The organism is Exiguobacterium sp. UBA6282 (assembly GCF_002440475.1).
In the GTDB taxonomy this organism is placed as follows: Bacteria; Bacillota; Bacilli; order Exiguobacteriales; family Exiguobacteriaceae; genus Exiguobacterium_A.
In genome coordinates this window covers 1-15,640 of the sequence record NZ_DJUM01000045.1, presented here as the reverse complement: position 1 = coordinate 15,640, position 15,640 = coordinate 1, and the positions used below count along the sequence as shown (strand labels likewise).

The 15,640-nt window shown below is 46.3% G+C and carries 17 protein-coding genes; 5 read left to right on the top strand and 12 right to left on the bottom strand.

Features of this window, described 5'->3' with window-relative positions; all coding sequences use genetic code 11:
- The 5 genes from B2751_RS11630 to mnhG all read left to right on the top strand — a co-directional run.
- Positions 1 to 207, top strand: a 207-nt coding sequence (locus B2751_RS11630; protein WP_290774890.1) for an NADH-quinone oxidoreductase subunit K, incomplete at its 5' end; no start/stop codon positions are given.
- Positions 200 to 1,687: a Na+/H+ antiporter subunit D gene (locus B2751_RS11625; protein WP_290751000.1), complete on the top strand. Its 1,488-nt coding sequence runs from the start codon at positions 200 to 202 to the stop codon at positions 1,685 to 1,687. The genes B2751_RS11630 and B2751_RS11625, both read left to right, overlap by 8 nt.
- A 3-nt stretch (positions 1,688 to 1,690) precedes the next feature.
- Complete coding sequence (locus tag B2751_RS11620) at positions 1,691 to 2,167, top strand: Na+/H+ antiporter subunit E (RefSeq protein WP_290751004.1); 477 nt, start codon at positions 1,691 to 1,693, stop codon at positions 2,165 to 2,167.
- Between the two features lie 47 nt (positions 2,168 to 2,214).
- Positions 2,215 to 2,451 (top strand): Na(+)/H(+) antiporter subunit F1, encoded by a 237-nt coding sequence (locus B2751_RS11615; protein WP_369792030.1) that lies wholly within the window; start codon positions 2,215 to 2,217, stop codon positions 2,449 to 2,451.
- Entirely contained in the window at positions 2,435 to 2,809 is a 375-nt protein-coding gene (gene mnhG / locus B2751_RS11610) for a monovalent cation/H(+) antiporter subunit G (RefSeq protein WP_290774888.1), read from the top strand. Before B2751_RS11615 ends, mnhG begins: the two co-directional genes overlap by 17 nt.
- A gap of 54 nt (positions 2,810 to 2,863) precedes the next feature.
- On the opposite strand, the gene B2751_RS11605 is transcribed toward mnhG, so the two are convergent.
- The 12 genes from B2751_RS11605 to adh all read right to left on the bottom strand — a co-directional run.
- Positions 2,864 to 3,307: an Rrf2 family transcriptional regulator gene (locus B2751_RS11605; protein WP_035407421.1), complete on the bottom strand. Its 444-nt coding sequence runs from the start codon at positions 3,305 to 3,307 to the stop codon at positions 2,864 to 2,866.
- A 221-nt stretch (positions 3,308 to 3,528) separates the two neighbouring features.
- Positions 3,529 to 4,434 (bottom strand): glycerophosphodiester phosphodiesterase, encoded by a 906-nt coding sequence (locus B2751_RS11600; RefSeq protein WP_375091863.1) that lies wholly within the window; start codon positions 4,432 to 4,434, stop codon positions 3,529 to 3,531.
- Between the two features lie 156 nt (positions 4,435 to 4,590).
- On the bottom strand, positions 4,591 to 5,847 hold the full coding sequence (gene odhB / locus B2751_RS11595; protein ID WP_035407413.1) for a 2-oxoglutarate dehydrogenase complex dihydrolipoyllysine-residue succinyltransferase: 1,257 nt from the start codon (positions 5,845 to 5,847) through the stop codon (positions 4,591 to 4,593).
- 35 nt (positions 5,848 to 5,882) lie between these two features.
- Positions 5,883 to 8,723 (bottom strand): 2-oxoglutarate dehydrogenase E1 component, encoded by a 2,841-nt coding sequence (locus tag B2751_RS11590; RefSeq protein WP_290774886.1) that lies wholly within the window; start codon positions 8,721 to 8,723, stop codon positions 5,883 to 5,885.
- 313 nt (positions 8,724 to 9,036) lie between these two features.
- Positions 9,037 to 9,765, bottom strand: a complete 729-nt coding sequence (locus tag B2751_RS11585; protein WP_035407405.1) for an amino acid ABC transporter ATP-binding protein — start codon at positions 9,763 to 9,765, stop codon at positions 9,037 to 9,039.
- The gene (locus B2751_RS11580) at positions 9,762 to 10,406 is read right to left on the bottom strand and encodes an amino acid ABC transporter permease (RefSeq protein ID WP_035407403.1); all 645 of its coding nucleotides are present in this window, start codon (positions 10,404 to 10,406) and stop codon (positions 9,762 to 9,764) included. Before B2751_RS11580 ends, B2751_RS11585 begins: the two co-directional genes overlap by 4 nt.
- Before the next feature lie 31 nt (positions 10,407 to 10,437).
- Positions 10,438 to 11,205, bottom strand: coding sequence for a transporter substrate-binding domain-containing protein (locus B2751_RS11575; RefSeq protein ID WP_035407400.1), 768 nt, complete (start codon positions 11,203 to 11,205; stop codon positions 10,438 to 10,440).
- A gap of 323 nt (positions 11,206 to 11,528) precedes the next feature.
- The gene (locus tag B2751_RS11570; protein ID WP_029341930.1) at positions 11,529 to 12,461 is read right to left on the bottom strand and encodes an alpha/beta hydrolase; all 933 of its coding nucleotides are present in this window, start codon (positions 12,459 to 12,461) and stop codon (positions 11,529 to 11,531) included.
- Positions 12,462 to 12,482: 21 nt separating this feature from the next.
- Positions 12,483 to 12,824, bottom strand: a complete 342-nt coding sequence (locus B2751_RS11565) for a hypothetical protein (RefSeq protein ID WP_023468553.1) — start codon at positions 12,822 to 12,824, stop codon at positions 12,483 to 12,485.
- A gap of 15 nt (positions 12,825 to 12,839) precedes the next feature.
- Positions 12,840 to 13,850 (bottom strand): S66 family peptidase, encoded by a 1,011-nt coding sequence (locus B2751_RS11560; RefSeq protein ID WP_290774884.1) that lies wholly within the window; start codon positions 13,848 to 13,850, stop codon positions 12,840 to 12,842.
- Positions 13,851 to 14,037: 187 nt separating this feature from the next.
- Positions 14,038 to 14,400, bottom strand: a complete 363-nt coding sequence (locus B2751_RS11555) for a DUF779 domain-containing protein (protein ID WP_023468555.1) — start codon at positions 14,398 to 14,400, stop codon at positions 14,038 to 14,040.
- Between the two features lie 22 nt (positions 14,401 to 14,422).
- On the bottom strand, positions 14,423 to 15,640 hold a 1,218-nt coding region (gene adh / locus B2751_RS11550), incomplete at its 5' end, for an aldehyde dehydrogenase (RefSeq protein ID WP_290774882.1).

Sequence of the window (15,640 nt, the reverse complement as noted above, 5' to 3'; positions counted from 1 at the left end):
ATGGGTGGATTAAAACGAGGCGCGGCTCCGGTTTTAAAGGACGGCGTGACTTCCTATACGGATCCACTGCCGCAGGCACTCGTCCTGACTGCCATCGTCATTAGCTTTGGTGTCACTGCCTTCTTCTTGGTGCTTGCGTATCGCGCTTATCAAGAGCTCGGGACCGATAATATCGAAGAGATGAAAGGAACCGATTCGAATGATTAACTTACCGCTATTACCGATCATCATTCCTTTGTTGACCGGTGTCATCTTGATGTTTTTCCCGCGATACCTCAAAGGACAACGGATCGTTTCCATCATTTCGACGATTTTAACTGTCTGTGCTTCCATCTACCTCGTTCTGACTGTCCGTTTGAATGGCATTTTAACCGTCACACTCGGTAGCTGGCCAGCACCTTTCGGGATTACGCTTGTCTCTGACATGCTATCCGCTTTACTCGTCACGACGACGAGCATTCTTGTTCTTTGTATCATCTGGTATGCCATTGTCTACTTGAGCGTTTCCTATCAACGGTACTACTATTTCATTGCCGTTCAATTCCTGCTCGTTGGTGTCAATGGTGCCTTTACGACAGGTGATATCTTTAACATGTTCGTCTTCTTCGAAGTTTTCCTGATTTCGTCTTATGTCTTGATCGTTCTCGGCGGGAAACCGGCACAGTTACGAGAATCGCTGAAGTATCTTTTGATTAACGTCATCTCGTCCGCATTATTCGTCATGACGGTTGCCTTCTTGTACGGGATCATCGGTTCACTCAGCATGGCGGACATCAGTCAGAAGATCACAGAGATTGGACAACCAGCGATTCTAAACGTCATCGCCTTGTTGTTCCTGATCGTTTTCGGATTAAAAGGCGCGATTTTCCCACTCTACTTCTGGTTACCTGGTTCTTATCAAGTACCACCGACACCTGTTCTTGCCTTGTTCGGTGCCTTGTTGACGAAGGTCGGGGTATACGGAATTTTACGGACGTATAGCTTGTTCTTCTCAAACGAGATCGGAACGATTCATCAAATCTTAAGTGTCCTTGCCCTCAGCACGATCATCATCGGTGTGATTGGCGCATTAGCGACACGGGATGCGAAACAGATCATCATTTACAACATCATCGTCGCAGTCGGGGTCATCTTGTATGGGGTTTCCCTTATGACACCGCAAGCACTAGAAGGTGCGATTTTCTACCTGCTTCACGATATGGTGATCAAGGCTGCATTGTTCCTGCTCGTCGGCATCATGGTCGGAATTGCCGGATCAACTAAACTAAAGGATATGGGTGGCATGATCAAAGCCTTTCCGGTGCTGGGTTGGACATTCTTCATTGCAGCGTTATCGCTTGCCGGCATTCCACCGCTTAGTGGGTTCATCGGGAAGTTCTTGATTGTTCGTGGCGGCATTGAAGCTGGTGAATTGGTCGGACCGATCATCGTTCTACTATCCAGTCTGCTCGTCTTGTATTCGGTCGTCCAACTGTTCATGCGTGCTTTTTGGGGGATACCCAAACCGTACTCAGGTGAGAAGCAAGCGCTCGTTTCTCGACTGCTTGCACCTGCGATTGCCTTAGTTGCGCTTAGCATCCTCTATGGCGTAGGCGCTGAGGCGATGCGTCCACTGATTCAACAAGCCGTTGAACCTCTGACGAATCCAACGCTCTATATCGATGCCGTACTCAAAGGAGGTCGTTAATTCATGGCATTTCAAGTCTTGCTCAACTTATTTCTTGCTTTCTTGTGGATGTTTCTTGCGAATAATTTCTCGGCCTCCGGTTTCGCCATCGGCTATGCATTAGGTCTGATTGCGATGTTCGCTTTCCGTCGCGGCTTTAAGGGTCGTTTTTATCTCGGACCTGTCGTCGCACTCGTCTTGTTGTTTTTCCGCTTTCTCTATGAACTTGTCGTAGCGAACATCGATGTCCTAAAAATCATTTTAAAGCCGAAGTTAGATATTCAGCCTGGTATCTTTGCCTATGAGACGGAACTCGATCAACCGTGGCAAGTCACATTGTTATCGATGCTGATTACCTTGACACCTGGAACACTTGTCGTCGATATCTCGGACGATAATAAGATTCTCTATATTCATGCGCTTCATATGCCGGAAGTCGACGAAGCCGTCGCATCGATTCGCGATAGTTTTGAGAAAGCCATTCTGGAGGTGAGTCGGTGATGTTCGATATTTTAATCTATATCGCACTCGGGGGTGTCTTCCTCTCGATGCTCGGTCTATTCTACCGTGTCATTAAAGGTCCAAGTGTTGCGGATCGTGTTATCGCCTTAGATTCGATTGGTATCAGCTTGATTTCAATCGTTGGTCTTGTCTCAATCATCTTACGGACGAGCGACTACCTCGAAGTCATTCTTTTGATTGGTATACTCGCCTTCATCGGTACGGTTGCCTTTTCAAAATATATCGAGAAAGGAGAGATCATCGAACGTGATCGCAATCAATGAATGGATCGTCGCGGTCTTCGCCTTGCTCGGTATGGGATTTAGTCTCGTTACCGCGCTCGGTTTGATCCGCTTACCCGATGTCTATACGCGTGCGCATGCCGCATCTAAAAGTGCGACATTAGGCGTCATGTCGATTTTGATCGGCGTCATTATTTATTTCGTCACTGAAGATGGATTTTTCTCCTCTCGTGTCGTGCTTGGTATCCTATTCGTACTCATCACGGCACCGATTGGTGGACATTTAATTGCGCGTGCTGCTTACTATAGCGACGTGCCATTATGGAAATCGTCTGTCCGTGACGACCTGTCTAAGAATAAAGGACATGTGGAACCGAAGAAACGCCAAGATGACATGTGAGTATATCGACATGACAAAACCCTCGCTTCCGCTTACGGAAACGAGGGTTTTTGATTAGGAACGCTGTAAGGGTGAAGCAGCAAATAAGAGCGCCAACTCATCACGATTATCAAGCAACTCTTCTAGTGTATGCTGTTCCAGTTCTCGGATAAAGGCTCGCAATGCTCGCCCAAGCACACCTTTTAATCGACACCCAGGTTCGATGACACAATGACCGTTGCTTCCGAAGCATTCAACGATATCCATCGGTTCCATTTCACGAACGACTTTTCCGATGTTAATGTCCTTTGGATCACGAATCAAACGGAGTCCCCCTGAGCGACCTCTCGTTGATTCGACATATCCAAGTTTCGCTAACTGTTGTGTCACTTTCATTAAATGGTTGGATGAGATGCCATAATGCTGGGCAATCTGCGGCATTGGTGTGATAACATCCCGGTGCACACCGAGATACATCAACACGCGTAAACCATAATCCGTATACTGTGTAATTCTCACAATCCTCACTCCATTCCTTCCCAAAACTGCACTGTTATCGTAACATGAAACACTCTAACGACTATATAGTTTTGTCTCACTATTCATCTCATAATTCGAATTTGTCATCATGCTCTACACAGATTACGTAAGGAAGGAAATATTGGATTTAAAATACGAGATTTCATCAAAAAAAGAGCAATTCCTTATTTCGCATTCGAAACGAGGAATCACTCTTTGAATTATTTTGAAATTTTTTTGGACGATTCTTTAATGACTGCATTAAAGCGATCCGCGTAGTTCGTGAAGACACCTGTAACACCATAGTCAAGCAAGCGAACCATTTCGACTTTTTCATTTACTGTATACGGATGCAACAGCAAGCCCTGTTGACGAATTGCTTTAACATTTTCACGTGTCAATGCTTTATATGAAGGACCGACTCCAACTGCATATTTACGGATTTCCTTTAATTTCGTACTGGTTAAGGAAGACACCTCCTTTGCTTCCATCAATTGAATCAACGGGACTTTTGAATCGATGGATCTGACTTTTTGAAGACTTTCTGCACTAAACGACTGAATCAAGACTTGTCCTGATTTCACACGATCACTAGACAATCCGTTCCGTTTCAATAAATCGAGTAATTTCTTTTCCATTCCTGGATATACTTCAGGGGACTTCGTCTCAATGTAGTAATTCGCATGTTTCCCGTACTTATTCACGACTTCTTGGAGTGTCGGGACTTTTAATCCTACATATGATTTTTTAGCGAGTGTTGGATTTGCTTCATTAAACCAACTACCCGCATCAAGTTTCTTGATTTGAGCTAATGTCTTCTCTTTGACAGCACCCGTTCCGTTCGTCGTCCGATCGACGGTTTCGTCATGCATCGCAATCAAATGACCATCTTTTGTCATCTGTAAATCAATTTCGATGTAATCTGCTTTAAATTTCTTATGTCCCATTTCGTAAGCTGGCATCGTATGCTCCGGCGCATAACCTGAAGCTCCACGATGAGCAACGTTAATGATTCGATTTGAATCGAGTAACGATTTGCCTTTTGATTGTGCACCGACATCTTCTGTCGGAAGTCCTGTACTTAATACGGCTCCCGCTACCATCGTCAATCCGATTTGTTTCAGCATCATCTATTCCCCCTTGAAATATTCTTACAACACTTATCTTAAATTGTTTGTATGAAGATGATATAGAGAAGCTGTTAACGTCATTTCTTGATTTGATGACAAAACGATATCATTCCATAGAAAAAAGACCCGCATCTAAAACGGGTCTTTTAATGATTACGCTTCGAAAATCAATGACTCTGGATCTTCAAGAAGATCTTTAATGTGTTTCAGGAACGTAACAGCTTCTTTTCCATCCACAATCCGGTGATCGTAAGAGAGAGCAACATACATCATCGGACGATTTTCCATGCGTTCTGCATCAATGGCAATAGGGCGCAGGTTGATTGCGTGCATGCCGAGAATCGCGACTTGTGGACCGTTTAAGATCGGCGTCGACATGAGTGAACCGAACGTACCACCATTCGTGATTGTGAACGTACCACCCGTTAAGTCAGATAGACCAAGTTTATTATCACGCGCTTTGACCGCTAATTGAATGATGTCCTTTTCAATTTCAGCGAAGTTCTTTTTGTCCGCATCACGAACGACTGGAACAACGAGACCGTCTGGTGCTGAGACGGCAATGCCGATATCATAGAATTTCTTCAGGACGATTTCATCGCCTTGAATCTCAGCATTCAGGTATGGCATCTTTTTGAGTGCTGCGACTGCTGCTTTCGTAAAGAATGACATGAAGCCGAGTTTAACTTCGTTTTCCTTCACGAACTTTTCTTGACGGCGTTTACGGAGCGCCATGACAGCAGACATATCGATTTCATTGAATGTCGTCAACATCGCTGCCGTTTGTTGAACTTCAACAAGGCGATTCGCAATCGTCTTCCGGCGACGTGACATCTTGATTCGCTCTTCTGGTTTCCCAGGAGCAGCCGCTTGAGCTGGTGTCGGCGCAGCAGGCTTCGTAGGAGCAGGTTTTGCTTGTTCACGTGGCGCTACTTCAAACGTCGCGACATCTTGGACACGGATCCGACCAAGTGGATCTTGCGTCGCCACTTGTGCTAAATCAATTCCTTTTTCACGAGCCAATTTACGGGCAGCAGGTGAAGCAATCGGACGATCTGCAACGGATGTACTTTCCGTCGCTGCTGCAGCCACTGGTTGTTCCGCTTTTTCTTCTGCTTTTGGTGTCTCTTTTGGAGTTTCTTGTGCTGTTTCTGTTGCAGCCGGTTTTGAAGCTTCGCCACCAGCAGAGATGACAGCAATCGTTTCCCCGACGCGGACTGTATCTCCCTCAGCAGCCATTACTTCCGTTAACGTACCCGCTTCATCTGACGGTACTTCGATGTTGACCTTATCTGTCTCGAGCTCAACGATGGCTTCCCCTTTTTCCACGTGATCACCTGGTTGTTTTAACCAAGATGCCACCGTTCCTTCAGTAATTGATTCGGCAAGTTCTGGTACTTTGATTTCCATCGTATTCTCCCCCTATGACTCGTTTCTATCTTACGTTATGATGTGTGATTCGATACGTGTGATGGTGCTGTTGGTGTAGAAGCCGTTGCTGTGAGCGCATCATTGATTATACGTGCTTGCTCTACTTTATGACCTGCCGGGTCACCTTCTGCTGTACTTGAACGGCGACGACGACCAATGTAACGAACATTTTGAATTCCGTTCGGTGCGACTGTTTCAAGCCGTGGTTCCATAAAGGACCACGCCCCCATGTTTTTCGGTTCTTCTTGCACCCAGACCATCTCTTCGACGGATTCATAGCGCGCAATGACTTCTTGTAAGGCTTTCGCTGGGAACGGATACAGTTCCTCAACCCGGACGATTTGTAACCAGTCGAGATTCTCCTCTGATTTCGAGACCGCTTCCGCTAAATCAATTGCCATCTTACCAGAACAGAACACAAGACGTTTGACACGATCTGGTGCTTCTCCAAGTCCCGCTTGTTCAATGACACGACGGAAACTACCCTCCGTCAATTCAGAGACGTCAGATGTCGCAAGCGGATGACGCAAGAGACTCTTTGGTGTCATGACCACGAGCGGTCTAACTTCCTCTTTTCCGAGGATTGCTGCTTGTCGACGCAACAAATGGAAGTACTGCGCAGCACTCGATACGTTCGCAACTGTCCAGTTCTTCTCACCGGATAACGTCAAGAAGCGCTCTAAACGACCACTCGAGTGTTCTGGTCCTTGTCCTTCATAACCGTGCGGAAGCAACATAACGAGACCTGACGTTTGTCCCCATTTGGCTCGGCTCGCAGAAATAAACTGGTCAAAGATGACTTGACCTGAGTTTGCGAAGTCTCCGTATTGCGCTTCCCATAAGACAAGCGTTTCTGGTGCAAAGACATTATAGCCGTATTCAAAGCCAAGAACACCCGCCTCAGAGAGTGGACTGTTATAGACCGAGAACGAAGCTGTTGCCGTTGATAAAGCATGAAGTGGCGAGAATCCTTCTCCCGTTTTCACATCATGAAGATTGATATTCCGTTGTGCAAACGTTCCCCGTTCAGAATCTTGCCCGCTCAATCGGATTGGTGTTCCATCCGAGAGAATTGAAGCGAATGCCAATGTTTCGGCGTGTCCCCAGTCAATCCCGTTCTTCGTCGAGAATGCATCTGTCCGGCGCTTCAGGACTTTCTCAAGTTTATGGAACACTTGGAAGCCATCTGGCCACTGCAACAATTCTTGATTGTATGCAGTTAATGTTTCGATCGCTACTCCTGTTTCGATCGTCGGAACGCCTTTAAAGACGACGTCCGGCATGACCCCACCATACTCTTTCTCTACATTTGGGACTTTTTCTCGAGCCGCCTTCATGTGATCATTGATTGACGTCTCAATCGATTGAATTTCCTCAGCTGTCGCATCCCCGTTCGCGACAAGCGTCTTTCCGTACAAGACACGAATCGGATCATGCTTATGGATCAAATCGTATAAGACCGGGTTTGTATTCATCGGTTCATCCATTTCGTTGTGTCCAAAACGACGATATCCGATTAAATCGATCATGACGTCTTTCTTGAATGTTGCACGGTACTCGCTCGCGAGTAGCGCAACAGCGAGACAGCTTTCAGGTTCATCGGCGTTGACGTGGAAAACTGGAATCTCATACCCTTTAGCCAGGTCACTCGAGTAACGCGTCGAACGCGAATCTGTCGGTTCCGTCGTGAAGCCGATCGTATTGTTCGCGATGATGTGAATCGTTCCGCCTGTGTTATATCCTTTGAGATTTGCTAAATTCAAGGTTTCAGCAACGATTCCTTGACCTGGGAACGCTGCATCCCCGTGAATCAGGATCGCAGCAGCGGCTGCCTGCTCTTGACGTGGTGCGCCTTTTTGGGTCCGGTCATCTTGTGCCGCACGCGTGAAGCCCTCGACGACTGGGTCGACGAACTCTAAGTGCGACGGATTGTTCGCGAGCGTCATCCGGATGTCACGTGTCTTTTGCTCGAGTTTCCGGTTTAGTCCGAGGTGATACTTCACGTCGCCCGTCCAACCGTATGTGATACCGATTGATCCTTCAGACGGTACGAGATCATGATTTGGTGCATGCTGGAACTCAGCAAAGATCATTTCATATGGTTTACCGAGTACATGAGCTAAAACATTTAATCGTCCACGGTGCGCCATTCCGATATTGATCGTCTCCGAGCCGTTCGAAATGAGGTGTCCGACGATCGTATCGAGCAATGGCACCATCGCATCGAGCCCTTCGATCGAGAATCGTTTTTGACCGACATATGTTTTGTGCAGATATTTTTCGAAAAGGTCCGTTTCAGCCAAGCGTTTGAACAATTGTTTCTTTTGCTCAGCATCAAGCGTCGCCGTCAAAGCACCTTGTTCGATTTTTTGACGGAGCCATTTCTTTTCCTCTAAGTCATCAACATGCTGGAACTCAACAGCCGCTGCTCCCGTGTATTGCGCTTTCAAGTGCTCGATGCCTTCAAATGCATCTTGAACACCCGCTGGCGGCTCAGGACAGACGAGTGAAACCGGCATTTTCCGAAGATCTGCCTCTGTCAGTCCAAACTGATTTAGTTCGAATAATCCTGTTTCTCGCGGATGGTCCTTCAGCGGATAGATATCCGCCGCAAGATGTCCTTTTGCACGAATTTGTTCCGCTAAACGATTCGCCGCAAGATATTTTTCGAAATCTCCCGTCTCGACTTGCATCGGTACTACTGGTTCCGTCACAGGTGCACCATGCTCTTCGAAATAAGTACGTGTCTCCTCATCGACGGATGTTTTGTCTTCTAAAAAACGCTCGTACAATTCAATGATGTAGCCAAGGTTTGGTCCATAAAATGCTTGTTGATCTTGCTCGTGGCCTGCCATGTACGGTTCCCCCCGTTTCTATATTTCTCCCCTCACATTTAGCATCGGCTAAATGTGTTTCCAGCCCTCTACCTGTTAGCGCTTTCAAAAGAAATTGCATGAATGATGCGCTAAAACGTCATGAGAAGGAACGAACGTGCCATTCTTCCATGAAAGTGCCTTCGTTACTATATTACTACTCTTTTCCTGCGTGTGCATTTCGAATTCCCAAATTCTCACGCTTAAATGTATAAGTTTTTCTTATGAGCGCTTAGCCAGTAATTTATGAATAAGCAAAAAACCGGCGTATCTGCATTTAGATACGCCGGTTTAATCATAACACTTTACTGAGGAACGATTGCGTCCGTTCATGCTGTGGAGAATCAAAGAGCGCTTGTGGCACATTCTCTTCGACGACATACCCACCATCCATAAACAACACGCGGTCTCCGACTTCACGAGCAAATCCCATCTCATGGGTCACGACGACCATCGTCATCCCTTCGAGAGCAAGTTGTTTCATGACGGCAAGCACGTCCCCGACCATTTCCGGGTCAAGCGCTGACGTTGGCTCGTCAAACAACATGATTTTCGGATTCATCGCGAGCGCTCGGGCAATTGCGACCCGTTGCTTTTGACCCCCGGATAATTCGCCTGGATAATTATTCGCTTTTTCCCGTAACCCAACTTTATCGAGTAGTTCCAAAGCTCGCTTTTTCGCCTGGTCCTTATCCGATTTACGTACTTTGATCGGTGCGAGCGTGACGTTCTCAAGCACGGTCTTATGCGGGAAGAGATTAAAATGCTGAAAGACCATTCCGACCTCCTCCCGAACTTTGTTGATATCGACCTTCGGATTTGTGATGTCGAAATCATCGATGATGACCGTTCCACCCGTAATCTCTTCCAGTCGATTCAAACAGCGTAAAAACGTACTTTTCCCAGATCCCGACGGACCGATGACACACACAACTTCTTTTTCGGCTATCGAGACGTTAATGTCTTTTAAGACTTCGTTCGAGCCGAATGATTTCTTTAGATTCTTCACTTCAATGATACTCATCGTAATGTAAACCTCCGTTCCAAGAACTTCGCCACTAATGACAAGAGATAAATGATGACGAAGTACATCAATCCGACGACAGACCAAACGATGAATGGCTCAAACGTCGTCGATTGCTGAACTTGACCTTGTTGCGTCAAATCAGCGATGCCGATGATCGATAACAACGATGTATCTTTTAAGCTAATGATCGATTGATTCGTAATCGTTGGTAACATCCGTCGGAATGCTTGCGGTAAAATGATTTGAACCATCGTTTGACGTCCTGTCATCCCGAGTGAACGTGCGGCTTCTGTTTGTCCCTTATCAATCGACTGGATACCTGCTCGAATAATTTCCGCGAAATAAGCACCAGCATTGATCGCGACCGTCAGTATCCCTGCATACATCCGGTCCATCGATAACCACTCAAGCGAGTTGAGTCCAAAGTAGATGAAGAAAAGCTGAACGATGAACGGTGTACCACGAATGACATCGATATAGATGATCGCGATTGCGTTCAAAATCTTTAACGGTGACAACCGCATCAATGCGACGACTAAGCCAATCAGAAAGCCGACGATGACCGCAATGATGAAAATATACAATGTGACTTGAAGCCCTTCCAAGAAAAATGGAAATGCGGTTTTGACCACTTCCATTGGCTATCCCACTCCCTTATCGCCTTGCGACTTATTTCAGATACGTGTCAACGATTTTATCGTATTCACCGTTTTCTTTCAGATTCGCAAGTCCTTTGTTGATTTTCTTCAGCAGATCCTTATTCTCACCTTTTAAGACAGCGATCCCGTAGTTATCACCGTTGAGACGATCACCGACAAGTTTCAATCCAAGATTTTGTTGTTTGTTTGCATATGAGATGACCGGATAATCTTCAATCAAGGCAGCTGCGTTACCGTTCTTTACTTCTTGGAACATCGCTGGACTGTCATTGAACTGTGTAACAGTGAAGCCAAGTTTATCCGCGTTGTCCGTTGCATATTTTGCACCCGTCGTTCCCTTTTTGACGGCTACTTTTTTCCCTTTAAGATCGTTAACGGATTTAATACCATTCTCATCTTTTTTGACGACTAAAATAAGACCAGCTTTGAAATATGGGTCTGAGAATGTGACGACTTTTTTCCGTTCTGGTGTAATACTCATACCGGCAATGGCAACGTCCAATTGGTTTGCTTGAAGTGCTGGAATGATACCGCTGAAATCCATTGCTTCAAATTTAATCTTGAAGTTTTGATCCTTAGCGATTGCTTTCATAAGATCGATGTCGATTCCTTTGTACGTGTCCCCGTCTTTGTACTCAAATGGTGGATACGTGACGTCGATACCAACTTTATACGTCTTTCCTTCTGAAGACCCTTCATCCTTCGAACCGATACTACATGCACCAAGTACGAGAATACAGCTCATCAAGAGCGCTAGCAAAATACTTCCTTTTTTCATGTTTGTTTCCCCTCTCCTATGTGTTAAAGATTGTCGACTCCACTTAGTACTTTCCCTGAAGAGTACCCTCTTTAAAACGTATTTTACCAGAAAAGTTCTAAAAAGATAAACATTTCTGAATTTTTATTCGATGCAACCGTTTTCTATTCATTATCAAAAAAGGAGGCAACCCCTTGATGGGATTGCCTCGNNTTTGGTGCGGCCGAGAGGACTTGAACCTCCACGGTGTTGCCACCACTAGATTCTGAGTCTAGCGCGTCTACCAGTTCCGCCACGACGACGTTGATTTATGATATTAATATAGCGGGTAACGAACTGAGTTGTCAATCATTTCGCAAGATGTTCCGGACGAACTTCTCAACGACGTCATCATATAATGCCGGATCCTCGAAATATGCCATAGCGTGTGCGGCATTCGGAATGACGACCAGTTCCTTTTCCGTTGGACAGGCTTCGTACAGCTCATACACCATATCTGTCGGTACGAACGTATCCGCACCACCATGAATGAAGAGAATCGGAACCTGTGCCTTTTTGACCTGTTTCAGCGCTGATGCTTCACGGAACGTATAACCTGCCTTTAGCTTCGTCAATACGCTCGTCATCCCTAAAAACGGGAAGTGTGGTAGTCGATACATCCGCTTCATCTGATACGCAAGAACAGCATTGACGGACGTATAGGCACAATCAGAAATGATTCCTTTGATTTGTGGTGGAAGTTGTTCGCCACTCGTCATCAATACGGTCGCCCCTCCCATCGACACACCATGTAAGAACAGTTTCGCATCCTGTCCAATCCGTTCAATCAGATAGTTCGACCAACTGAGACAATCTTCACGATCATGCCATCCGAATCCGATATAATGACCGTCACTCATTCCGTGTCCTCGATTATCGGGCATCATGACATGGAAACCGGCCTGATGGTACAGATAGGCGAATCCGGCTAAATCCGTTCCGACGCCTCCGTATCCATGCACGAGAATGACAATCCGGTCTGACGGAACAGGAGACGGGAGGAAATGTCCGCGTAACGTTAAACCATCTTTTGCTTCAATCTCGATCCGCTCGAGCGGCTGCTCCTTGATCCATGTCTGTCCAGGTTGCATCAACCGGACCATCTCATCACTCAAATCCCGATTATTCGATAAGAACGGCTTCGGATTCGTGGCGATTGCCATCTCATAAAAATAATAACTCGCTGCTACTAATCCGGATCCGATGACTCCGATTCCAATTTTTGTTCTACGACGCATCTGCCCCACTCCTTCTTTCCGTTATAGCTCGATCTTCAGTTGAGCAGCATGGTCATCCTCTTCATCCTGCAAGACTTGTTGACGTAATCGTTGTTCCTGTTGCTGACGCCGGTAGGCAAACTCTTGGACAAGCTCTGTACCCGTGAATCCATCTTCTACGAGTTCACTCAATAAATCCGTTTCTGTCTCGACGACTTCCCCCGGACGACGCATGACGAGAACATCTCCGACTTGTGCAATCAGCAATTCATCTTCTAGACGAAGTGCATCGTAAAACGGTTCCGGTAACGTCATTCGACGTGTTTCCGGGTTAATATGGACGCGTTTATAAACGCCTAATGCTTGAAACTTACGACGTGCCATTGCGTGCTCTCCTTTTTAGTTGAACGTAAGATCGATTCGTGAATCTTTTCCTTGAATACGAACCGTACCCGTCGCTCCATTGATTAACGTTAACTGTGGTGGCTGATGACCGATGTCAAGATCATATAAGACTGGTAAGCCCGTTTCATCGGCTAGATAGTGATACACGTCTAGCCATGTCAGATCTTCTGTAATCCTTGCAGACGTACGGCCAAATAAAAAGCCAGCCGCATGGTCGAACCACCCTGCATACGCCATTTGTCGAAGCGTCCGATGCACCTCGGCAGAACTCGCTTCAGACACCTCGAAGTACCAGAGAATCGGTTCTCCGTTGATCTCTTCATGTTGGAAGCGCTTCACATCTCCGTACGGTGTCCCAATCAGATGGCGAATCGTCTCCAGACAACCCCCAAGTAACCGTCCGGTCACTTCTGTTCGCTCATCAAGTGCTTTCCATTCTGTCGCTTCCGTCAGCTGAAATAACGAACCTGCTGGACGTTCTTCGTCTGTCCACGCGGTTTGATAACGATCGGAAGCCCACTGTGTGACGGTTTCTCCAGATGGCGTCGCGAGAACCCGTCGCCAGGCACTTGTCGTCTCGTCCCATTCTTTACTCCGAAGCTCAACGAAGTTCGGACCATGTGCTGTCGCAATTCCCGTCTGAAGCGTCAAACTGAGCAATAACGTACTGATATCGGAATAGCCAAGCAACCATTTTGTTTGGTAAGTAGCTAACGTCAACTCGGGTAAAAGATCAATGGCGCGTTCCCCACCAAATGGCGGGATAACAGCATCAATCGTCTCATCCGTCATCATGTGATTGAATTCTTCGGCGCGTTGTTTGACCGGTGCACTCTCAGCAAGTTGATGCGACCAAATCGTTTCACCTAAACGGACGTTCATTTGCCGTGCTTGTACCTGTTCAACTGCTCGTTCGACCCATTCCTGTTGCTGTTCACGTAATCCGGAGGAGGGCGCCGTCACTCCGATCGTGTGACCTGTCCAACCTAAAAATGGATATTTCATGGTGACCCCCTATAATGTCATAGTGTGAAAAAATCTTCTCGTCAAAATATGAGTTCATTATACCGTTCTTATGCCGCATTACCAACTTTTATCCTGTTAGAACGCTGTAATACGAACAAAAACACGATTCTGTACAAGCGACCTGAATGAACAAGTCGCCTAGACAAAATCGCGTTTATATCCTTCATTAACTTGATGCTGATAGTTCAGCGTATTCCTCTTGCGTGAACGCACGGGAGCGTGTCAAAAAACGTTTCCCTTCGACACCCTCAAGAGAGAACATTCCGCCTCGACCATCCACGACATCAATGATGAGTTGGGTATGTTTCCAGTACTCATATTGATCTTCATGAATATAAAACGGGCAACCACCGATCTCTCCTAGTTTTTTATCCTGATCTCCCAGGAATAAATCGCCCTGCGCAAAACACATCGGGGAACTGCCATCGCAACAACCACCAGATTGATGAAACATCAACGGACCGTGTTTTTCTCTCAACTGGTCGATCAACTCAAGACAAGCTGCTGTCGCCTGAACACGTTCCACCATTTGCATCCACGTCCTTTCCGACTTAGAAGAAACCGAGTTTATTCGGGTTATAGCTAACGAGTAGGTTTTTCGTCCGTTGGTAATGGTTGAGCATCATCTTATGGTTCTCGCGTCCGATCCCTGACATTTTGTAACCACCAAACGCCGCGTGAGCTGGATATTGGTGATAACAGTTCGTCCAGACGCGCCCTGCTTCGATCGCACGACCAAACCGATAAGCACGGTTCATGTCACGTGTCCAGACGCCGGCACCAAGACCATATAACGTATCATTCGCAATTTCGAGTGCTTCTTCTTCCGTCTTGAATGTCGTGACCGATAGAACCGGTCCGAAAATTTCTTCCTGGAAGATGCGCATCTTATTGTGTCCTTTAAAGATCGTTGGTTGAATGTAATATCCTTCTGCGAGATCTCCTTCGAGCATGTTGCGCTCTCCACCGATTAGACACTCTGCGCCTTCCGACTTACCGATTTCAAGATACGAAAGGATTTTCTCCATCTGTTCGTTCGAAGCCTGAGCACCCATCATGACGTCGGCATCAAGAGGATTTCCGATTTTGATGGCTTTGACGCGCTCTAAAACACGTTCCATGAACGGTTCGTAAATCGATTCTTGAATCAAGGCACGCGACGGACACGTACAGACTTCCCCTTGGTTCAACGCAAACATCAATAATCCTTCGATTGCTTTATCAAAGAATGCATCGTCTGCCTGCATGATATCTTCAAAGAAAATGTTCGGTGATTTACCGCCCAATTCCAGAGTAACCGGAATCAGATTTTGAGATGCATATTGCATAATAAGGCGACCTGTCGTCGTCTCACCTGTAAATGCTATTTTACCGATGCGCGGATTCGATGCTAACGGCTTTCCTGCTTCTAAACCGAAGCCATTTACAACATTCAGCACACCTGGTGGAAGTAAATCTTCAATCAGCTCAACAAGCACTAAAATTGATGCTGGTGTTTGCTCAGCCGGCTTTAATACGACACAGTTTCCTGCAGCAAGTGCAGGCGCCAGTTTCCATACAGCCATTAATAGTGGGAAATTCCATGGAATAATTTGTCCAACTACACCAATCGGCTCATGGAACTGATAGGCCACTGTATTTTCATCAATCTGACTAAGAGATCCTTCCTGTGCACGTAAAGCACCCGCAAAATATCGGAAGTGATCAATACCCAAAGGTAAATCTGCATTCAAAGTTTCACGTACCGCCTTACCGTTATCCCATGTTTC